This is a genomic window from Kaistia dalseonensis (assembly GCF_030814715.1).
GTDB lineage: Bacteria > Pseudomonadota > Alphaproteobacteria > Rhizobiales > Kaistiaceae > Kaistia > Kaistia dalseonensis.
In genome coordinates this window covers 67,610-88,708 of sequence record NZ_JAUSVO010000004.1, presented here as the reverse complement: position 1 = coordinate 88,708, position 21,099 = coordinate 67,610, and the positions used below count along the sequence as shown (strand labels likewise).

Sequence of the window (21,099 nt, the reverse complement as noted above, 5' to 3'; positions counted from 1 at the left end):
AGACCAAACCGATGCTCGCACGCCATTGGCGACAGCATGTGCGCTTCTACGGCGCCGCAGCGATCGCTATCCTCTCCATCTTCGTCTTCCGCCTGTTCGATCCCGAGATCGCCTTCATCGCAGCCGGCGACGTCTTCTTCATCACCTTCTTCCTGAGCATGCTGCAGAAGGCCGCGAAGGCCGACGTCACCACTCTGCGTGCCCGCGCCAAGGTCGAGGATGAGGGCATCGTGCTGATCGTCGGGCTGACGATCGCGGCGATCATCTTCTCGTTCGGCTCGATGTTCTCGATCCTGAACAGCGGCGATGGCCGGCCGCTCTCGCATCTCCTGACCGCGCTGGCGAGCATTCCGCTCGGCTGGCTGGTGCTCAACTCGCTCTTCGCGTTCCACTATGCCCGCCTCTACTATGCGCCGGCCGGCACGGACGGGAAGGCGACGGATGCCGCGGGGCTCGATTTCCCCGAAAGCCCGGAGCCGGTCATCTGGGACTTCTTCTATTTTTCCTTCGTCATCGGCGCGACGTTCCAGACCTCCGATGTCGGGATCAAGAACACGGATTTCCGTGTCGTGGTGCTGTTCCACTCGATCGCGTCGTTCGTCTTCAACACGGTCCTGCTGGCGCTTGCCGTCAATGTGGGGGCAAGCCTGGTTCATTAGGCGGCACGCTGGCGGCCGCAGCCGCCGTCACATCCGTCTTCTCGGCGATGCCGAAGCGCAGAAGGATCCAGCGCTCGATTGGCTTCGCGATGATCAGGATGATGAAGACGAAGACGAGCGCGACGCCCACCAGCGACCAGTCGGCGAGGCCGCAGACAATGCCGAGCGTCGCCGCCATCCAGACGGTCGCGGCCGTCGTGACCCCGTGAACCACCTCCTCATGGCGCCCCTTGCGCAGGATCGCGCCGGCGCCAATGAAACCGATACCGGCGAGGACGCCCTGGACGACGCCTTGCAGCGCACGGCTCATGGCATCGGGATGGCCGATGAAATCAGGGAAAGTGATCGCCGCGAGCGTAACGAGCGAGGCGCCGAGCGCGACGAGCGCCAGCGTGCGCATGCCGGCCGTCTTCTCCTTGGCGTCCCGGTTGATCCCGATCAGCAGGCCGCAGAGCGTCGCCAGCCCGAGCCGGAGAACGACCTCCCATAGATCACCCTGCATCACGCATCGCTCCTTCGCAGACACCGTGCGCGACAAGCCTGCCACCGATCAAGGCGCGACTTCGCCCAGTTTCTGGGCAGAAACACCCGTCGCTCCGATCGCGCTCGGCCAAATTGCATACAGTTCGGCTTGGCACGCTTTCTGCTTTTAGATTGTCATTGAGTTGGTGGCTAGGGTTCCGCGTCGCAGGGCGACGGCTGGTCCGAGAGCTGCCGCCTGTGCGGGAGAAATCCGCATGGGGCACGGCGGGATAAAATCCCGGGAGACCTCAGTGGCCAGGAATTGGCGACGGGAAGGTCTGTGCCAATTCCAGGTTTCGTCGGAACCGTGAGCGGAGTTGGCAATGAAAATTTCGAACGTTCTGAAGGGTGGCCTCGCAGCCGGCCTCCTGGCCGTCTCCCTGATGGGAGCCTCGGCACAGGCAGCACCCAAGACTGAATTCAAGCTCGCCTGGTCGATCTATGTCGGCTGGATGCCGTGGCAATGGGCGGCGGACCAGGGCATCGTCAAGAAATGGGCCGACAAATACGGCATCAAGATCGATGTCGTGCAGATCAACGACTATGTCGAATCGATCAACCAATACACGGCCGGCGGCTTCGACGCCGTCACGCTCACCAATATGGATGCGCTTTCGATTCCCGCGGCCGGCGGCGTCGACACGACCGCCGTGATCGTCGGCGATTTCTCCAACGGCAATGACGCCGTGATCTTGAAGGACAAGACCGCGCTTGCCGACATCAAGGGCCAGAAGGTCAATCTGGTCGAGTTCTCGGTTTCGCACTATCTGCTCGCCCGCGCGCTTTCGACGATCGGGCTGACCGAGAAGGACCTGACGGTCGTCTCCACCTCCGACGCCGACATGGTCGCCGCCTGGGCGACGCCGGATGTGACGGCGGTCGTGACCTGGAACCCGCTCGTCGCCGAGATCATGAAGACGCCGGCGGCGCATGAGGTGTTCAACTCCTCGCAGATCCCCGGCAAGATCATCGACCTGACCGCCGTCAACACCGGAACGCTCAAGGACAATCCCGCTTTCGGCAAGGCTCTGGCCGGCGCCTGGTATGAGACCATGGCGATCATGGCGTCGGATACGCCCGAGGGCAAAGCCGCCCGCGAGGCGATGGGCAAGGCCTCGGGCACCGATCTCGCCGGCTATGAGGCGCAGCTCAAGGCGACGAAGATGTTCTTCAAGCCCGACGAGGCGGCGGCCTTCGCCAAGAGCCCCGAGATCGGCGCGACCATGGACCATGTCCGCGGCTTCCTGTTCGAGCACGGCTTGCTCGGCAATGGCGCCGCCTCGGCCGACGTCGTCGGCATCGAACTCGCCGATGGCAAGGTTCTCGGCGATACGGGCAATGTGAAGTTCCGCTTCACTGATGCCTTCATGGCCGACGCGGCCGCCGGAAAGCTGTGATCCCGATGGGCCCGCCCCTCGCGACAGGCTCCGCCCTGCCCTCTCTCCCCGCAGGGAGGAGAGCTGGAGAGGGGGCGCCGCGCCGGACATGGAGCGTGTTCGGCGACGATTTCGCGACGGAGCCTGCGAGCCCCCTCCCTAACCCTCCCCCCTTCGGGGAGAGGGAATGGGGTGGAGCTTTTCCAGGCGCTGGGGCAAACCATCCATCCTTCGTGACCGGCTCCGCCCTGCCCTCTCTCCCCGCAGGGGGGAGAGCTGGAGAGGGGGTTCTGTGCCGGACAAAGAGCGTGTCCGGCGACGATTTCGCGACGGAGCCTGCGAGCCCCCTCCCTAACCCTCCCCCCTTCGGGGAGAGGGAATGGGGTGGCGCCTTTCCAGGCGCTGGGGGAAACCGTCCATCCCTCGCGACAGGCTCCGCCCTGCCCTCTCTCCCCGCAGGGGGGAGAGCTGGAGAGGGGGGTCTGGGCCGGACATGGAGCGTGTCCGGCGACGATTTCGCGACGGAGCCTGCGAGCCCCCTCCCTGACCCTCCCCCCTTCGGGGAGAGGGAATGGGGTGGAGCTTTTGCAGGCGCTGGGGCAAACCGTCCATCCTTCGTGACGGGCTCCGTCCTACCCTCTCTCCCCGCAGGGGGGAGAGCTGGAGAGGGGGATCTGGGCCTGACATGGAGCGTGTTCGGCGACGATTTCAGCGCGGAAACGACGAGCCCCCTCCCTAACCCTCCCCCCTTCGGGGAGAGGGAATGGGGCGGAGCCTTTCCAGGCGCTGGGGGAAACCATCCATCCCTCGTGACAGGCTCCGTCCTGCCCTCTCTCCCCACAGAGGGGAGAGCTGGAGAGGAGGTTCTGTGCTGGGCATGGAGCGTGCTCGGCGACGATTTCAGCGCGGAAACGACGAGCCCCCTCCCTGACCCTCCCCCCTTCGGGGAGAGGGAATGGGGTGGCGCCGTGTCTCGGCAGACGGAGGCCCGCTCATGCGCCTGATCAACCGCCGGCCCAGCCTTGGCGCGGCGCGGTTTCTCGCGATCGTGCCGTTTGCGCTCGTGCTGGTCGCCTATCTGATCGGCTCGGGCGTGCGGCTCGCCGAGAATCCGTCCGACAAGCTGCTGCCGGCCTTCTCATCCTTCGCAGCCGCGATCGACCGGATGGCGCTGACGCCGGACCAGCGCACGGGCGACATCCTGCTCTGGGTCGATACGGCCGCGAGCCTGACACGCCTCGGCGCGGCGCTGGCGATCTCGGTCGCGATCGGGCTCGTCTTCGGCATCGTCATCGGCCTGCTGCCCTATTTCCGTGCCGGGCTCGGCGCCTTCGTCGCCGTGATCTCCATGGTGCCGCCACTGGCTCTGTTGCCGATCCTCTTCATCACGCTCGGCCTCGGCGAGACCTCGAAGATCGCGCTGATCGTCATCGGCGTCGCGCCCTGCCTGATCCGCGACATGGCGCTCAGGGTCGGCGACATGCCGGTGCAGCAATTGATCAAGGCCCAGACGCTCGGCGCCTCGACCTGGCAGATCATCATCCGCGTGGTGCTGCCGCAATCGCTGCCGCGCCTCATCGATTCACTCCGCCTGCAGATCGGCCCGGCCTGGCTTTTCCTGATCGCGGCCGAAGCGATCGCCTCGGAATCCGGCCTCGGCTACCGCATCTTCCTCGTGCGGCGCTATCTCGCCATGGATGTGATCCTGCCCTACGTCGCCTGGATCACGATCCTCGCCTTCCTGATGGACCGCATTCTTCTCATCATCCAGACCCGCGCCTTCCCGTGGTTCGCCGGTGCGAGGGCTTCGACATGAGCGCGGTCATCTCGGTCAAGGATGTCTGGAAGGAATATGACGACAAGGTCGTGCTTGAGCAGATCAGCCTCGAGATCGCGCCGCGCGCCTTCGTCGCCCTCGTCGGTCCCTCGGGCTGCGGCAAGACGACCTTCCTGCGCATGTTGCTCTCGGAAGAGGCGCCGACGCGCGGCGCGATCACCATTGGCGGCGCGCCACTGCCGGCCGAGCCGGGCGCCGATCGCGGCGTCGTCTTCCAGCGCTATTCGGTATTTCCGCACCTGACCGTGCTCGGCAACGTCGTGCTCGGGCTCGAGTTCAAGGACGCGCCGATCCTGGGCCGGCTCTTCGGCGCCAAGCGCCGCGCGGCGGAGGACGAGGCGCGCGAACTGCTCGCCGCCGTCGGGCTCGGCGAGGCGGAGAATAAATATCCCGCCCAGCTTTCCGGCGGCATGCAGCAGCGCCTCGCACTCGCGCAGGCGCTGATCGCCAAGCCCAAGGTGTTGCTGCTCGACGAACCGTTCGGCGCGCTCGATCCCGGCATTCGCGCCGAGATCCACACGCTGATGCGCAAGCTCTGGCACGAGCGGCCGCTCACCGTGGTGATGGTGACGCACGACCTCTCGGAGGCGTTCTCGCTCGGCACGCGCGTCATCGCCTTCGAGCGGCGGCGCAACGAGCCCTCCGATGGCGGGCGCTACGGCGCGACGATCACGCGCGATTTCGAGGTCTGGCCGAAACGCATCGCCGGCGAACCCAGGCCACAGAAGAAGAAGCTCATGCCCGGCCGGGACGACCCGGCACCATCGGGATCACTCCGGGACGACCCGGCCATTGAAGGAGCCGCGCTATGACCGCGCATCTGGACAAGGCCGCGCTGATTGAAGCCAATCGGAAGCGCTATGAGGAACTGAAAGCCGCCGGCGACGCCGCGGCCCCAAAGGTGCTGCCGCCACCGACGCCGCGCGACGGCGCGCCGATCGCGGAAGGGGATATCCTCCACCGCGAGGAGATTCCCGGCGGCTGGTACTGGACTGCCAAGGTGAAGCGCGGCGAGGGCCTGCGGCTCCTGAACATCTCTGGCACGCCCGGCGTCTCGCTCTTTGCCTGGAACGCAAACGACACCAGCGAGCGCTACAACAGCGCCGATACGGTCAAGGTGCAGTGGACATCCGAGCTCCGGAAAGGCCGCGTGCTGTTCTCCGACATGGGCCGCGTATTGTTCTCGATCGTCGAGGATACGACCGGCGCGCATGACACGATCGTCGGTGGCTCGACCCCTGCTTCCAATGCCCGCAAATATGGCGATGGCGCGCTGCGCTCGACGCGGGAAAACATGCTGCTCGCCGCCGGCAAGCATGGCCTCGGCCGGCGCGACATCGCGCCGGTGATCACCTTCTTCGCCCCGGTCATCGTGGATAACGAGGGGAAGCTCGCCTGGTGCGACGGCATCGTCCAGCCGGGCGATTTCGTCGATCTGCGCGCAGAACTGGACCTGATCGTCGCAGTCTCGAACTGCCCGCATCCGCTGGCGCCCGACAGCGTCTTCGATCCCGGGCCCGTGGCCGCAATCATTTTCGCCCTGCCGGAGCCGGCGGCCGACGATCTGGCGCGGACCGCGACGGCCGAGTCCGCGCGCGGCTTCGACAACAACGCCACCTATCTGCGCGCTTAAGGAGGACGCCATGAACCAGCCCGACGCATCCTCCTTCTTCGCCGCCCCGGTCGCGCTCGATCCCGCCAGGGCCGTCTATGATTTCGTGGTTCCCGCCAACAAGCCCTGGACCGGCATCGTCGAGAAGGGCCAGATCCTCCGCATCGTCGATCTCGAAGGCCAGCAGGCCGTCGACACGCTGTTCTATGCGGCCGCCGACACCAGCGAGCGCTACAGCGCACAGGATACGATCTTCGAACAGGGTGCGCCCTATGTCTCGACCGGCACGCGGCTGATGTCGAACATCGGCAATGTCATGGCGGTCGTGGTCGCCGATACGGCGGGCCGGCACGACACCTCCGCCGGCGCCTGTTCCTGCGAGGCGAACACGGTCCGCTTCGGCCATCACACGCGATACATGCATGCCTGCCGCGAGAATTTCATCATCGCAATGGCCGAGCACGGCATGACCAAGCGCGACATCGTGCCGAACATCAACTTCTTCATGAACGTGCCGATCGAGCCCGATGGCAAGCTCGCCATCGTCGACGGCGTCTCCCGGCCCGGCGACTATGTCGACATTCTCGCGACCATGGACGTGATCTGCGCGATCTCGAACTGCCCGCAGGTCAATAATCCCTGCAACGGCTTCAATCCGACGCCGATCCGCGTGATGATCTTCGATCCGGCGACTGCGTGACGCCATGTTCAGGAAGGTTCTGATCGCCAACCGGGGCGAAATCGCCGGACGTATCATACGAACTTTGCGCCGGCTCAATATCCAGTCTGTCGCCGTCTTTTCCGAGGCCGATCGCTTCACGCGGCCGGTGCTCGATGCCGATGAGGCGGTCGCCATCGGCCCCGCGCCGGTGAAGGAGAGCTATCTCGATGTCGAGGCCATCATCGCGGCCTGTCTTGCGACGGGAGCCGAGGCCGTACATCCGGGCTACGGCTTCCTGTCGGAGAACGCCGCCTTTGCCGAACGCCTCGCCGCGCATGGCATCACCTTCATCGGGCCGCGGCCGGAACAGCTGCGCGATTTCGGGCTGAAGCACACCGCGCGCGAAATCGCCAGGCGCTGCGGTGTACCGCTGCTGCCGGGGAGCGACCTGATCGCCACGGCCGACGAGGCAGTCGCCGCAGCCGAAACGGTAGGCTATCCGGTCATGCTGAAGAGCACGGCCGGCGGTGGCGGCATCGGCATGCAGCTCTGCCATGACGCGGCCGAGCTGCGCGCGAAGTTCGAGGCCGTACAGCGCATGGCCGGCGCAAGCTTTGGCGATGCCCGCGTCTATCTCGAGCGCTTCGTCGCCGAGGCGCGCCATGTCGAGGTGCAGATCTTCGGCGATGGAAGGGGCCATGTCGTGGCGCTCGGTGAGCGTGACTGCTCGCTGCAGCGACGCAACCAGAAGGTCGTCGAGGAGACCCCGGCGCCGGGGCTTTCCGATGGGCTGCGCCAGCGTCTTCATGCTGCCGCGATCGCGCTCGGCAAGGCGGTTTCCTATGAATCCGCGAGCACGGTCGAGTTCATCTATGACGTCGCCCGCGAGGACTTCTATTTCCTCGAGGTGAATACGCGACTTCAGGTCGAGCATCCGGTGACAGAGGCCGTGTTCGGCGTCGACCTCGTCGAATGGATGATCCGACAGGCAGCCGGGGCGTTCATCCTTCCCGAACAGGCCACGCTGGTGCCGAAGGGCGCTGCGATGGAGGTCCGCATCTATGCGGAAAATCCGCAGGCCGATTTCCGGCCTTCGACCGGGCTGCTCACGGAGGTGAGCTTTCCGGAAGGCGTGCGCGTCGATGGCTGGATCGAGACCGGCAGCGAGGTGACGCCCTATTACGACCCGATGCTCGCCAAGCTGATCGTGCACGGCGCCGACCGCGCCGATGCGCTCACCCGGCTGCAGGCGGCGCTCGCCCAGACGGCGCTCTACGGCATCGAGACCAATCTGGATTATCTGCGCGCGGTCACGGCATCCGACGCGTTCACGAGCAGCGCGGTCTCGACAAGCGTGTTGAAGAGCTTCGCCTTCACGCCGCGCGCGATCGAAGTGCTTTCGCCTGGCGCCCAGACCAGCGTACAGGACTGGCCCGGCCGGCTCGGGCTCTGGAATGTCGGCATTCCGCCATCCGGCCCGATGGACGATCGCTCGCACCGCCTCGCCAATCGGATCGTCGGCAATGAAGAGGGCGCCGCAGCGCTCGAATGCACGGTGGTCGGACCGACGCTGAAATTCCACCGCGACGCGCTGGTCGCGCTGGCCGGGGCGGCGATGACGGCGAAACTGGACGGCGCGGCCGTGCCCTTCTTCGAGCCGGTGTCCGTCAAAGCCGGGCAGGTGCTGGCGCTCGGACCGATCGACGGTCCCGGCCAGCGCAGCTATCTCGCGATCCGCGGCGGGATCGACGCGCCACTCTTCCTCGGCTCGCGCGCGACCTTCAATCTCGGCAAGTTCGGCGGCCACGCCACCGGAACGCTACGCGCCGGCGATGTGCTCAAGATCGACGACAAGGCGGTGGCCGAGCCCCGCATGGCGTCGCCGGAGGAACGGCCGGAACTGACGCGCGAATGGACCGTTCGGGTTCTTTATGGTCCGCATGGCGCGCCGGATTTCTTCATGCCCGCCGATATCGATGATCTGTTTGCGTCACGCTACGAGGTGCATTTCAACAGCGCGCGCACCGGCGTGCGCCTGATCGGGCCGCAGCCGCGCTGGGCCCGTGCGGATGGCGGCGAAGCGGGGCTGCACCCCTCCAACATCCACGACAACGCCTATGCGATCGGCTCGATCGATTTCACGGGCGACATGCCGATCATCCTCGGCCCCGACGGACCGAGCCTCGGCGGGTTCGTCTGCCCGGTGGTGATCACGCGGGACGACCTCTGGAAGATGGGGCAGTTGAAGCCCGGCGACGGAGTAAGGTTCGTTGATGCGGAGGCGGCCAGCGCCGTCGACACGCTCGGTGCGCCCTCTCTCCCCGAAGGGGGGAGAGTTGGAGAGGGGGCAGCTCGCTCGGTATTGGACGCTATCGGTGAGAACGTGCAGGCTCGCCCCCTCCCCGGCCCTCCCCCCTTCGGGGAAAGGGAGAAGAGATCGAGCCCGATCCTGCGAAGACTGGAGAACGGCCCGGTGCCGGTCGTCTATCGGCGTGCGGGGACCGACAATCTGCTCGTCGAATATGGGCCGATGATGCTCGATATCGCGCTACGGCTGCGGGTTCATCTGCTGGCGAATGCTGTCGAACAGGCCAAGCTTCCGGGGATCATCGAGCTGACGCCCGGTATCCGTTCGCTGCAGGTGCATTTCGACAGCACGGTGCTCGCCGCCGGCACACTGCTCGACGCGCTGACCGAGATCGAGGCTGGTCTGCCGGCGGCGGAAGAGGTCACGGTGCCCTCGCGCATCGTGCATCTGCCGCTGTCCTGGAACGATCCGTCGGTCCAGCTCGCCATGCGGAAATATCAGGAACTGGTCAGGCCCGATGCGCCCTGGTGTCCGTCCAATATCGAGTTCATCCGTCGCATCAACGGGCTTTCCTCGATCGACGACGTCTATCGCACGGTCTTCGAGGCGGACTATCTGGTGCTCGGCCTCGGCGACGTCTATCTCGGCGCGCCGGTCGCGACGCCGGTTGATCCGCGCCACCGCCTCGTCACGACCAAGTATAATCCGGCCCGCACATGGACGCCGGAAAATGCGGTCGGGATCGGCGGGGCCTATCTCTGCATCTATGGGATGGAGGGTCCTGGCGGCTACCAGCTCTTCGGCCGCACGATCCAGATGTGGAACTCCTGGCGAACGACCAGCGAGTTCACGCCCGGCCATCCCTGGCTGCTGCGCTTCTTCGACCGGGTCAAGTTCTTCCCGGTCAGCGAGGCGGAACTGATCGAGGCCCGCGAGGCTTTTCCGCATGGCCGCTATCCGGTCAGGATCGAGGAAACGACCTTCTCCTATGCCGAATATGCCAAGTTCCTGGCCGAGAACGATGACGAGATCACCGCCTTTCAATCGAAACGACAGGCGGCGTTCGAGGCGGAGCGTGCCGATTGGAAGGCCCGCGGCCTCGACAGCTTCGTCAGTGACGATGGCGGACCACCGGCGGGGGATGGCGAGGCAATTCCGCCCGGCATGAGCGCGATTTCGGCGCATATGACAGGGAATGTGTGGAAGATCCTCGTCGAAGAGGGTTCTGAGGTTGAAGCCGGCCAGCCGGTTGTCATCGTCGAATCCATGAAGATGGAAATGGAAATCACGACGCCGATCGCCGGCCGCATCACGGGCCTGCGCTGCCAGCCGGGCCGAACGGTCCGCGCCGGCGATGTCGTCGCATTGCTTGAAGGAGCTTGAACATGCTGCCGACCATTCTCGATATCGCGACCCTGGCCGACGGCTATCGCTCGGGCCGCTTCACGCCGATCGACGTCATCGAGGCGGTGATCGAGCGACGCGCCGCCTGGCCGGACAAGGCCGCCTGGATCACCGAACTCGCCGATTCCGAGTTGCGCAAGGCCGCCGCCGCGCTGGTCGCGGCCGGAGCGGCGCGTGCCGACCAGCCGCTCTGGGGCATTCCCTTCGCCGTCAAGGACAATATCGATTGCGCCGGCGTCGAGACAACGGCCGCCTGCCCCGCCTTCGGCTACCAGCCTGAAGCCGACGCCTTCGTCGTGGCGCGGCTCAAGGCCGCCGGCGCGATCCTCGTCGGCAAGACCAATCTCGACCAGTTCGCGACCGGTTTGAACGGCACGCGCTCGCCCTATGGCGCGCCGCGCTCGGTTTTCGACGCGCGCTATATCTCCGGCGGTTCATCCTCCGGCTCGGCCGTGGTCGTGGGTTCTGGTCAGGTCTCGTTCGCGCTCGGCACGGATACGGCCGGATCGGGCCGCATCCCGGCCGCCTTCAACAACCTCGTCGGCGTCAAGCCATCGCGCGGACTGCTCTCCTCGACCGGCATGGTGCCGGCCTGCCGCAGCCTCGACTGCATTACAGTCCTGGCCGGCACGGCGGGCGATGCCGATCTCGTGCGCCGCGTCGCCGAGGGCTATGACGCGGCCGACGTCTATTCGCGGTCGATGAAGGCGAAGCCCCTGCCGACCCGGGGCCTGCGCTTCGGCGTCCTCGCCGGAGCCGAGCGGGAGTTCTATGGCGACACCGAAGTCGAGGCGCTCTACGACGCCGCAATCGCCCGGCTCGAAGCCCTGGGCGGCACGGCGGTGCCGATCGACTATGCGCCCTTCCGTGAATGCGCGCTGCTGCTCTATGGCGGCCCATGGGTCGCCGAGCGCCTGGCCGCGATCGAGGATTTCGTCGGCGAACATGCTGATGCGATGGACCCGACCGTTCGCACCATCGTGCAGGGTGCCAACGGCAAGACGGCCGTCGACGCCTTCCGCGGCGACTACGCGCTCGAAGCCTATCGCCAGCGCACCGATGCGGAATGGGCGAAGATGGACGTTCTGCTGCTCCCGACAGCCCCCACGACCTACACGGTCGAGGCGATGCAAGCCGATCCGATCACGCTCAATTCCAATCTTGGTCGCTACACCAATTTCGTGAACCTGCTCGATTGCAGCGCGATCGCGATTCCCGCTGGCTTCCGCGCCGATGGAATCCCCGGCGGCGTGACGCTGATCGGACCCGCCTTCGTGGATTCCGCTCTCGCTGCGCTGGCCGACCGGCTCCATCGCGCCGAGAGCTGGGGCATGGGCCGCGATACCGACGCAGCGCTGCCAGCAGCGAGCGCGCTCGCCGTGCCGACGGAGGGGCTGATCCCGATCGCCGTCGTCGGCGCGCATCTGTCCGGCATGCCCCTCAACGGCCAGCTGACCACGCCGCGCGGCACCTTTATCAAAAGCTGCCGCACCTCTGGCGACTATCGGCTCTATGCGCTGCCGAACACGACACCGCCCAAGCCCGGCCTGATCCATGCGCCCGGTTTCGGCGGCAAGGGCCTCGAGGTCGAGATCTGGGCCCTGACACCAGCGGCCTTCGGCGAATTCGTCAACAATATCCCGGCCCCGCTCGGCGTCGGCAAGGTGACGCTGGACGACGGCTCGGTCGTAACGGGATTTCTCTGCGAGCCCTATGCCATCGAGGGCGCGCGCGAGATCACCGACCTTGGCGGCTGGCGCGCCTATATCGCCGAACTGAAGGCTCAAGCCCCCGCACTGCAGGCAGGCTGAGCCCGCTCGTCCTGCGCGAGAGACGGTCCCGACCTCGGGACCGTCCAGCCGAAACGGTCATTGCCGGGCTCGATAGAGGGCCTGCATTCTCCACCCATGTGTGCCACTGCAGCCCACATGGACCGCCCGATACGAAAAATCATCACCATATGGGATGAAAGAGCCCGGTGGCTCCGTATACGGGACATGACCACAGACAGACATCGCTTCGATATCGTCGGACAGCTCGCACCGCTTCGCCGCTATGCGCGCTCCCTGACGCGCGACGAGACCGACGCCGAAGACCTCGTCCAGGAGGCGCTCGTCCGCGCCTATGAGAAGCGCGAGAGCTTTCGCCCGGAGCGCAACCTGCGCGCCTGGCTGCTCTCGATCCTGCACAATATCTTCGTCGACCGCATCCGCGCCCGCCGTTCAGAGCAGCTTCGCATCGGGCATGCCGGCAATCTGGCCCCCCATTCGGAGGCGCCGCCGCAGGACCATGCGGTACGCCTGGCCCAGGTGCGGCAGACTTTCCTGGCGCTGCCGGAAGAACAGCGGGCGGCGCTGCACCTCGTCGCGATCGAAGGGCTCTCCTATGCCGAGGCCGCGACCACGCTCGCCATTCCGATCGGCACGCTGATGTCGCGGCTCGGCCGGGCCCGCGCGACGCTGCGCGCCATCGAGGACGGCCCGGTCCTGATCGAGCGGCCCGATCCGACACGCATTCATCACCTCAAGATCGTGGGAGGCTCGGATGACACGACCGATTGATCCCATCACCGATGCCGATCTCAACGCTTATGTCGACGATCAGCTCGGCGTGTCGCGGCGTATCGAGGTCGAAGCTCACCTGTCACGCCACGCCAATCTCGCCAGTCGCGTGATGGCTGATCTGCGAGCGCGTGACGAGTTGCGGCTCACCATGGCCGACATGCCGCCCCACCCCCCCGCCAAGACGATGGATGCGGCGCGACGCCTGGAGCGCGGACTTTCGCGCGATCGCCTGATGGGACGTTTCCGCAGGGTCGCAGCCGTTGCGGCGCTCGTTGCCGCGGGCTGGCTGGCGCATGCCGAAATCGGCCCGCTCGGAATAGGACCGGTCGTCGCCTCGTCTTTGCCGCCGGCCTATCTCGACGACGCCGTCATGGCGCACCGCACGAGCCTGGTGCGCGCCGGCATGCACTCGCAGCACGAGACGACCGATTTCGATCCGAACGAGATCCGCGCCTCGACCGCCATCGTCATGCCGGCCCTGCCCAAGGACTGGCATGTGCGCGACGTACAGATCTTCCCGTCGCAATTCGGCCCAAGCGTGGAAATCGCCGTCGACGCGGGCGATCTCGGCCCGCTTTCGCTCTTTGCCGTGCGGCCCGGCGCCTTCGACGTCGTGCCCGTAACCGTCATGCCACGCGATGACGCTTCCGCCGCCTATTGGCAGATCGGCGACGTCGCCTATGCGCTGGTGGCCAAGGCCGAGACGCGTGACATCGAACGTGCGGCGAACCGCATGGCGAGAAGCCTCTACTGAACCTCGTTACTTCGCATCAACGTCATTCCGGGAGCAGGACCATGAATACACCCAATACCGGCTTCAACTGGCAGAGCGGCGCCCGCGGGGTCGACCGAGCCGCCTTCGACCTCGGCCTGCGCCAGCACATGCTGCGCGTCTACAACTACATGGCCCTCGGCCTGCTGGTGACGGGCATCGTCGCCTTCGTCGTCGGCACGACGCCGGCGCTCTATGTGCCGATCTTCTCGAGCCCGCTCAAATGGGTCGTGATGCTGGCGCCGCTGGCCTTCGTCTTCTTCTTCTCGTTCCGCATCCACGCCATGTCGGGACCGGGCGCGCAGATGATGTTCTGGGCCTTCTGCGCCGTGATGGGCCTCTCGCTCGCCTCGGTCTTCCTCGTCTTCACGGGAACGAGCATCGCGCGGACCTTCTTCATCACGGCCGCCATGTTCGGCGCGACCAGCCTCTACGGCTACACGACCAAGCGTGACCTGTCGCAGTTCGGCTCGTTCCTGGTCATGGGCCTGATCGGCGTCATCATCGCGTCGATCGTGAACATCTTCCTCGGTTCGACCGCGCTGCAATTCGCGATCTCGATCATCGGCGTCGCCGTCTTCGTCGGCCTGACCGCCTGGGATACCCAGTCGATCAAGGAGCAGTATTCCGAGAATTTCGACGGGGAATCGCAGCAGAAGCTGGCCGTCTTCGGCGCGCTCTCGCTCTATCTGAACTTCGTCAACATCTTCCAACTCCTGCTCAACCTGACGGGCGATCGCGAGTAACGGACAGAGGTAAGGAGACCAGCATGGATACCCAGGATCGCCAGGCGATCGATGGCCTGTTCAGCCGCCTCGGTACGGCCGAGCGACAGGCCGGACCGCAGGATCCAGAGGCCGAGGCCTTCATCCGCGACCGCGTCGGCGCACAGCCCAAGGCGCCCTATTTCATGGCGCAGACCATCGTGATGCAGGATTATGCGCTGCGCCAGGCCGAGGCGCGGATCGCGGAGCTGGAAGAGGCGAATGCACGCCCCGCACAGGGCGGTGGTCTCCTCTCCGGTCTCTTCGGCGGCGGACGGAACGACAATGCCCGCCGCAGCGGCACGGTGCCGAATGTCGGCCGGGCCGCGCCGGACCTGCAACCGCCTTATCAGCCACAGCAGACGCCGTTCCCGCAGCAGCAGCAGCCCGGTCGCGGCGGCGGCTTCCTCGCCGGCGCGGCGCAGACGGCGATGGGTGTCGCCGGCGGCGTCCTGCTCGGCAACGCCATCGGCAGCATGTTCTCCGGCGGCGGCGAAGCACAGGCGGCTGAACCGGCAAGCGAGCCGGCACCAGAGCCGGAGGCAGCGGCATCGGAGGATGGTGGCGGGTTCTTCGACTCGTTCTTCGGCGGCGGTGGTGACGAGGATTTCTGATCACCTCGCCCCGGAAAGCCTGAGCCAGATTCACGAAGGCTCTCCGGACCGGGCCCCTCTCCCGCGCTGCGGGCGAGGGAGCCTGCTGGCGGATGGCGCCCCGCGTCTGAGCCCTCCGCGCGAGGACGGGCCAAAACGGCGCGCTGGTGCCGTCGAGGGCGCGCCATGGTCGAGCCGGCGTGAATAGACGAGACGCGAACCGGTGTCCGCTTCGCCCGGAAACGCTCAGGCCGCATTGAACCCGTCCCACAAGGACGGGTTTTCTGTTTGGACTATGCCGAGAGTTGGGTCGTCAGCCGCGCCAGCCGCGCGCAGAGGTCGTCCGTCAGGGCAGCACCGCCGAGGCCATCGGGTGGCAATGCGTGGCGCACCGAGCCGACGACCTCGGGCAGGCAGCGTTTTTCACCGCCTGCCGTCTCGTAGAAGAGGTCGACGATGCGGGAGAGTTCATCATGATCCTCGTCCACGAGCAGCGTCGCGGCCGTCGTTACCACCATGCGGCCGCCACGCGGGCGCCAATGCTGGGACAGGCCGGCGATCTTGCGGCCCTCGATCGCCATGTCGTAGCGGCCGGGGCAGAACGCCTCGGGTATTTCGCCTGTCTTCGCCTCGATGCCATATTCAGCGAGCAAGACGGTGATCAGTTCCGCGAGTTCGCCGAAGGCGCCGTCGATCGTGGTGCGCGCATGGGCGGGCCGCGCCAAAGCGATCTGAAGCGTTCCCGGTGAAACCGGACAGGCGGTTCCGCCGCTGCGCCGGATGAGGACGGGCCAGCCCTCGGCCGCGAGGCGCTCCTCGGCGGCGGGCACGTTCGGCAGGCGGTTATCCTGCCGGCCGATGATGAGCCCGCGCGGCCCGCGCCAGGCGAGCACGATCAGATCCCTGTCGGAGCGAACCTCGTCGCCGAACTGCTCCTGATGGAGCAGGCCTGCCAGGGCGCTGGGAGCGGGCTCAGGCTTGAAGAAACGCGCGGCAACATCCTGCGCCACGGCCTGATCTGTCGTCATGCGAAGCTGCCCACTCGTGCGTTCGATCTCGAAGTCCCGCGGATATAGTCGCCACGGCCCGGTCTTGCACGCGCTTTGTCGGCGTCAATGGAAGCTGGAGATCGTCTTGCGAAAGCGGATCGCGGCGATGGTGAAGAAGGCGGCGCCGATCGCCACGAGCGCGAGCAATTGCGGCCAGATGATATCGATCGACGACCCGCGATAGAGAATGGCCTGCGACAGCGAAACGAAATGCGGCGTCGGCATGAACTGCATCACATATTGCAGCGATTGCGGCATGCTTTCCAACGGCGTCGTGCTGCCGGAGAGCAGCATCAGGATGACGAGCACCGGGATGGCGATGAGGCCGAACTGCGCCATGGACGTTGCAAACGTCGCGATCAGTATGCCGAGCGCGGTGACGGAGAACTGATAGAGCATCGCCGAGAAGACGAAGAGCGCGATCGAACCCGAAATCGGCACGCCCAGGAGGCCCTGCACCACGAAAATGAGCGACAGGACGGCGGCCACCAGGATGACGAGGCCGTTCGCCCAGATCTTTGCCAGCATGATCTCGACGGGCGTCACCGGCATCACCAGCAAATGCTCGATCGTGCCGCGCTCGCGCTCGCGCAGCAGCGCCGCCCCCGTCAGGATGATCGAGAGCAGCGTCACATTGTTGATGACCTGCATCACGGCCGTGAACCAGCTCGAGTTCAGGTTGGGATTGAACTTCGCACGCGTGACGACGGCGATCGGCGGGGTCGTCGCCGCTGTGCTCGGCAGCGCAGCCGCGACCTCCTGCAGGATGATGCTCTGGATATAGGCGGCGCCATTGCCCGCCTGCGACATGGCGGTGGCATCGATATTGATCTGGACCGAGGGCTTCTTGCCCGCCAGCGTGTCCTGCTCGAATTTCGGAGGGATCTCGATGACGAAGACGAAGCGGCCGGAATCCATGGCGCTGTCGATCTCGTCGGCCTCGATCAGTTGAGCGGGCTTGAAGAACGGCGTCAGGAAGGCGTCGCGGATGCGGAAGGAGAGCGGCGACCGATCCTCATCGACGACGCCGACCGAGGCGTTCTGGACCTCGAACTTGGCGCCGGTCGAGACCGTGTAGACCGCGATCGTGAAGGTGTAGACGATCAGCGCCGCCAGCACCCAATCGGCGCGAAGGCTGCGCAGCTCCTTGACGCCGAGATGGAAGATCTTGCCAAGCGAGCGGAACATCTCAGGCCTCCTGCTTGCGCAGGGAAATGACCGCCGCCGTCAGGAAGCCGACAGCAAAAAGCCCGAGGACGACCAGATTGATCCAGAGATCGGGAAGGCCGAGGCCCTTGGTGAACGTGCCCACGCTGATGGGCTGATACCAGGCGGCGGGAAAGGCGAGGCCAAGCAGGCGGCCGCCTCCGGAAAGCGAGGATACGGGCACCAGCAGGCCGGCGAAATTGACGGCCGGCACGATGGCGATGATCGCCGTCGCGAAGATCGCCGCGACTTGAGTCTTCGTGAAGGAGGAAATGAAGAGGCCGAACGAGGTGGTCGCCATCACGTTGAGCAGCGAGGCCAGGAGCAGCGTCAACAGCGATCCCTTGAACGGGACGCCGAAGACGAGGACAGAGGCCAGCAGCATGGTCAGGAAGCTTGCGAAGGCGATGGCGATATAGGGAAGCTGCTTGCCTGCCAGGAATTCGAGCCGCGTCACGGGGGTGGAGCGGAAATTGGCGATCGAGCCCGACTCCTTCTCCATCACGACGCTGATCGCGGTCATGATGGCGGGGATGAGCACCAGCATCAGCATGATGACGCTCGGCACGATCGCGTTGATGCTCTTGAAATCCTGGTTGTAGCGGTAGCGGGTCTCGATATTGACCGGATAGGGCGAGATCGTCGTGCCATAGGTGCGCAGATACTGGTCGACCAGATAGCTGACCGAGATGCCACTGATATAGCCGCGTGTCGTCTCCGCGCGGAACGGCATGGCGCCATCAACCCAGATGCCCACCTCGGGCTCGTTGCCCAGCAGGAGGTCCCGGCCGAAATCGGGCGGGATCTCGATCGCGAGGCTCAACTCGCCGCTGCGCATGCGCCTGTCTAGTTCGTCCGACGATGTGATCGGCGCCCTCTCGTCGAAATAGCGCGAGCCTTGAAAGGCCTCCAGCAACTGGCGGCTTTCGGCCGACTGGTCCTGGTCGAAGACGGCGAAGGGCAGATGCTCGACGTCGAAGGAGATACCATAGCCGAAAGTGACGAGCAAAAGGAGCGGGCCGAGCAGCGCGAAGGCGAGGCGCAGCGGATCGCGGAGGATTTCCGTCGCCTCGCGGCGGCAGCAGGCCCAGAGCCGGCCGGGATCGAAGAACCGTGCCGGCTTGGCGGGCGTCCCCTCAAAGGCCGGGGCGACATCGAAGGAGGCGGATTCAGTGCCCATTCCGGCGTCTTCCAGATAGGCGATGAAGGCATCCTCCAGCGTCGCCATCTGCCGGCCCTTGCGGAGTTCGTCCGGGCTGCCAACGGCCAGCACGCGACCCGCATGCATGAGCGAGATGCGGTCGCAGCGCTCCGCCTCGTCCATGAAATGGGTCGAGAGGAAGATGGTAACGCCGTCGTTCCGCGACAGTTCGATCAGGTAACGCCAGAAGATGTCGCGCGCGATCGGGTCCACGCCCGATGTCGGCTCGTCGAGAATCAGCAGTTCGGGTTCGTGCAGGATGGCAGCGGCGAGCTGGAGCCGCTGGCGCATGCCGAGCGGCAGCGCCTCGGGCGTCGCGTCGGCAACGGCGCCGAGCTCGAAGCGATCGAACATTTCCTGGATGCGCGCGGCGGCCCTGGCCTTAGGCAACTGGAATATCTCGGCATGCAGCTCGAGATTCTGCCGTACGGTGAGCTCGCTATAGAGCGAGAAGCTCTGCGACATGTAGCCGACGCGCTGGCGCGTCGCCATGTCCTTGGCGTCGAGCAGCTTGCCGAACAGCTTCGCCTCGCCCTCCGTCGGTGGCTGCAGGCCGGTGAGCATCTTCATCGTCGTGCTCTTGCCGCAGCCGTTCGAGCCGAGGAACCCGAAGATCTCGCCCCGCTCGATCTTGAAGCTGACATGGTCGACAGCCGTGAAATCACCGAACCGACAGGTCAGGCCGTCCGCCTCGATGGCGATGACAGCGCCATCGGCCGGACGCGGTGGCACGACGACCGGCTGCGCATCGGCGGACGCCTCCGGCAGCAGGCTGATGAAGGCGCGGTCAAGCGTCGGCTGTCCCGTCTTCTCCTTGAGCGCCGCAGCCGAACCGTCGGCGATCACCTTGCCGCTATGCATGGCGGCGAGCCAGTCGAAGCGCTCGGCCTCCTCCATATAGGCGGTGGCGACCAAGACGCTCATGCCCGGGCGGCGTTCGCGAATCCGGTCGACGAGATCCCAGAACTGGCGGCGCGACAGCGGATCGACGCCCGTCGTCGGCTCGTCGAGCACGAGAAGGTCGGGATCGTGGATCAGCGCGGTGCAAAGGCCAAGCTTCTGCTTCATGCCGCCGGAAAGCTTGCCGGCGGCGCGATCGCCGAACGGCTCCAGGCCGGTCGCGACGAGAAGCTCCTTGATCCGGGCGCTGCGCTCGGCACTGCCCTGGCCGAAGAGGCGGCCGAAGAAATCGAGATTCTCGACGATGCTCAGCGTCGGATAGAGGTTGCGGCCGAGCCCCTGCGGCATATAGGCGATACGCGGCTGGGACGCGCGGCGATGGCTGCGATCGGCCATGTCGCCCCCGAGCGCCACCACGTTTCCGGACTGGATGCGGCGGACACCGGCAGCCAAGGCGAGCAGGCTCGACTTGCCGACACCATCCGGGCCGATCAGTCCGGCCATGACACCGGCGGGTATGGCGACGCTGACCTGATCGAGCGCCAGCGTATCGCCATAACGGTGCGACACGCCGTCGAACCGTATGACGGGCTCGCTCATTGCGGCAGGTTCACCTTGAGATCGGCCGGCCAATCAGCCGTGGCACTGGTGCGGACATAGCCTATGCCGCGGACGCCGGTCTTCACGACATTCTCATATTTGGACAGGAGTTCCGTCGGGATGCGGAGCTTGACGCGGAACATCAGCTTCTCGCGTTCATCGCTCGTCTCGACGCTTTTCGGCGTGAACTGCGCTTCCGTCGCAACGAAGGTGACATTGGCCGGCACCACATATTGCGGGATCGGATCGAGGATGATCCGCGCCTCGTCGCCGATCTTCAGCAGTCCCGCGTCGGCGGCCGGCAGGAAGATCGTGAGATAGACGTTCGAGATGTCGAGCAGCGTCGCGATCGACGTTCCGGCCCCGACGACTTCACCCGGCTGGATGAGCTTGTATTCGATCCGGCCGCGCCGGGGGGCGGTCAATGTCATATCGTCGTGCTGGGCCTGCAGCGCCGCAACATTGGCCTCGGCCGCCTCGATCGCCGCCTGCGCGGCATCGCGGCCGGCGAGCGCAGAGCGATGCGCCGCCTGGGCGGCGCTGAGCAGGCTGCGCTTCTGCTCGAGCGTCTGCTGCGTGCCATGACCGGTTGCCGTCAGCGAGGCGGCGCGATCATATTCCTGCTGCGCGAATTCCAGCTCGCTGGCGCGCTGAATGATCGCCTGGTCGGACTCGGCTGCGGATTGCTGGGCCTGACGAACCTGCGCCTTGGCGCCGAGGATCTGCGCGTCGAGCGTGGTGGTGTCCATACGGGCGACCACCTCGCCCTTCTCCACCATCTGCCCCTCTTCGACGGGCACTTCGGCAACGCGACCGGCATATTTGCTCGATATCGCCACCTGCTCGGCCTCGATGCGGCCGTTGGAGCCGGAAATGCCCGTATTGACCGTCTTGCCGCTCAGCTTGTTCCAGATGGTCTTCAGTCGCTCGCCCAATCCGTCATCGGCGGCGCTGGCGGGCGCCCCGTTCAGGCTGCCGACAATAACGGCCAATCCGAGCAGGAATATCAATCGGCGAGTCACGCGCATCTCCGGTGAGGACGGAAACTTATGAAAACAATAGCGGACGGCG

Annotated in this window: 17 protein-coding genes and 1 riboswitch; of the genes, 12 read left to right on the top strand and 5 right to left on the bottom strand. The window is 65.8% G+C overall.

The genetic code is table 11. From position 1 onward, the window contains the following. Positions 1-11 precede the first annotated feature (11 nt). Complete coding sequence (locus QO014_RS14305; RefSeq protein ID WP_266349404.1) at positions 12-659, top strand: DUF1345 domain-containing protein; 648 nt, start codon at positions 12-14, stop codon at positions 657-659. Here QO014_RS14305 and QO014_RS14300 read toward each other — a convergent pair. Beyond that, on the bottom strand, positions 631-1,161 hold the full coding sequence (locus QO014_RS14300) for an MgtC/SapB family protein (protein WP_266349403.1): 531 nt from the start codon (positions 1,159-1,161) through the stop codon (positions 631-633). The two genes, QO014_RS14305 and QO014_RS14300, sit on opposite strands and share 29 nt — an antisense overlap. A 159-nt stretch (positions 1,162-1,320) precedes the next feature. After that, positions 1,321-1,428: riboswitch (guanidine-I (ykkC/yxkD leader) on the top strand. A 76-nt stretch (positions 1,429-1,504) separates the two neighbouring features. On the opposite strand from QO014_RS14300, the gene QO014_RS14295 reads away from it, so the two are divergent. From QO014_RS14295 to QO014_RS14245, 11 genes are all read left to right on the top strand, one after another. Further along, positions 1,505-2,578, top strand: coding sequence for a putative urea ABC transporter substrate-binding protein (locus QO014_RS14295; RefSeq protein WP_266349402.1), 1,074 nt, complete (start codon positions 1,505-1,507; stop codon positions 2,576-2,578). Positions 2,579-3,551: 973 nt separating this feature from the next. Beyond that, complete coding sequence (locus QO014_RS14290; RefSeq protein WP_266349401.1) at positions 3,552-4,373, top strand: ABC transporter permease; 822 nt, start codon at positions 3,552-3,554, stop codon at positions 4,371-4,373. Next, positions 4,370-5,206, top strand: coding sequence for an ABC transporter ATP-binding protein (locus tag QO014_RS14285; RefSeq protein ID WP_266349400.1), 837 nt, complete (start codon positions 4,370-4,372; stop codon positions 5,204-5,206). The genes QO014_RS14290 and QO014_RS14285 overlap by 4 nt, the downstream gene beginning before the upstream one ends. After that, positions 5,203-6,027: an urea amidolyase associated protein UAAP1 gene (locus tag QO014_RS14280; RefSeq protein ID WP_266349399.1), complete on the top strand. Its 825-nt coding sequence runs from the start codon at positions 5,203-5,205 to the stop codon at positions 6,025-6,027. Before QO014_RS14285 ends, QO014_RS14280 begins: the two co-directional genes overlap by 4 nt. 10 nt (positions 6,028-6,037) lie before the next feature. Further along, the gene (locus QO014_RS14275) at positions 6,038-6,706 is read left to right on the top strand and encodes an urea amidolyase associated protein UAAP2 (protein WP_266349398.1); all 669 of its coding nucleotides are present in this window, start codon (positions 6,038-6,040) and stop codon (positions 6,704-6,706) included. Positions 6,707-6,710: 4 nt separating this feature from the next. Further along, entirely contained in the window at positions 6,711-10,358 is a 3,648-nt protein-coding gene (gene uca / locus QO014_RS14270) for an urea carboxylase (RefSeq protein ID WP_266349397.1), read from the top strand. 2 nt (positions 10,359-10,360) lie between these two features. After that, entirely contained in the window at positions 10,361-12,190 is a 1,830-nt protein-coding gene (gene atzF, locus QO014_RS14265; RefSeq protein WP_266349396.1) for an allophanate hydrolase, read from the top strand. Between the two features lie 186 nt (positions 12,191-12,376). Further along, the gene (locus QO014_RS14260; RefSeq protein WP_266349395.1) at positions 12,377-12,940 is read left to right on the top strand and encodes a sigma-70 family RNA polymerase sigma factor; all 564 of its coding nucleotides are present in this window, start codon (positions 12,377-12,379) and stop codon (positions 12,938-12,940) included. After that, positions 12,924-13,697, top strand: a complete 774-nt coding sequence (locus QO014_RS14255) for an anti-sigma factor family protein (RefSeq protein WP_266349394.1) — start codon at positions 12,924-12,926, stop codon at positions 13,695-13,697. The genes QO014_RS14260 and QO014_RS14255 overlap by 17 nt, the downstream gene beginning before the upstream one ends. 41 nt (positions 13,698-13,738) lie before the next feature. Further along, complete coding sequence (locus QO014_RS14250) at positions 13,739-14,461, top strand: Bax inhibitor-1/YccA family protein (protein ID WP_266349393.1); 723 nt, start codon at positions 13,739-13,741, stop codon at positions 14,459-14,461. Positions 14,462-14,484: 23 nt separating this feature from the next. Beyond that, positions 14,485-15,093 carry a DUF2076 domain-containing protein gene (locus QO014_RS14245; RefSeq protein ID WP_266349392.1) on the top strand — a complete coding sequence of 203 codons (609 nt, stop codon included), beginning with the start codon at positions 14,485-14,487 and terminating at the stop codon, positions 15,091-15,093. A 272-nt stretch (positions 15,094-15,365) separates the two neighbouring features. On the opposite strand, the gene QO014_RS14240 is transcribed toward QO014_RS14245, so the two are convergent. From QO014_RS14240 to QO014_RS14225, 4 genes are all read right to left on the bottom strand, one after another. Further along, positions 15,366-16,100, bottom strand: a complete 735-nt coding sequence (locus tag QO014_RS14240; protein ID WP_266349391.1) for a lipoate--protein ligase family protein — start codon at positions 16,098-16,100, stop codon at positions 15,366-15,368. Positions 16,101-16,184: 84 nt separating this feature from the next. Then, on the bottom strand, positions 16,185-17,309 hold the full coding sequence (locus QO014_RS14235; RefSeq protein ID WP_266349390.1) for an ABC transporter permease: 1,125 nt from the start codon (positions 17,307-17,309) through the stop codon (positions 16,185-16,187). 1 nt (position 17,310) lies between these two features. Then, the gene (gene rbbA / locus QO014_RS14230; RefSeq protein WP_266349389.1) at positions 17,311-20,028 is read right to left on the bottom strand and encodes a ribosome-associated ATPase/putative transporter RbbA; all 2,718 of its coding nucleotides are present in this window, start codon (positions 20,026-20,028) and stop codon (positions 17,311-17,313) included. Continuing rightward, on the bottom strand, positions 20,025-21,056 hold the full coding sequence (locus tag QO014_RS14225) for an HlyD family secretion protein (RefSeq protein WP_370877147.1): 1,032 nt from the start codon (positions 21,054-21,056) through the stop codon (positions 20,025-20,027). The genes rbbA and QO014_RS14225 overlap by 4 nt, the downstream gene beginning before the upstream one ends. Positions 21,057-21,099 lie beyond the last annotated feature (43 nt).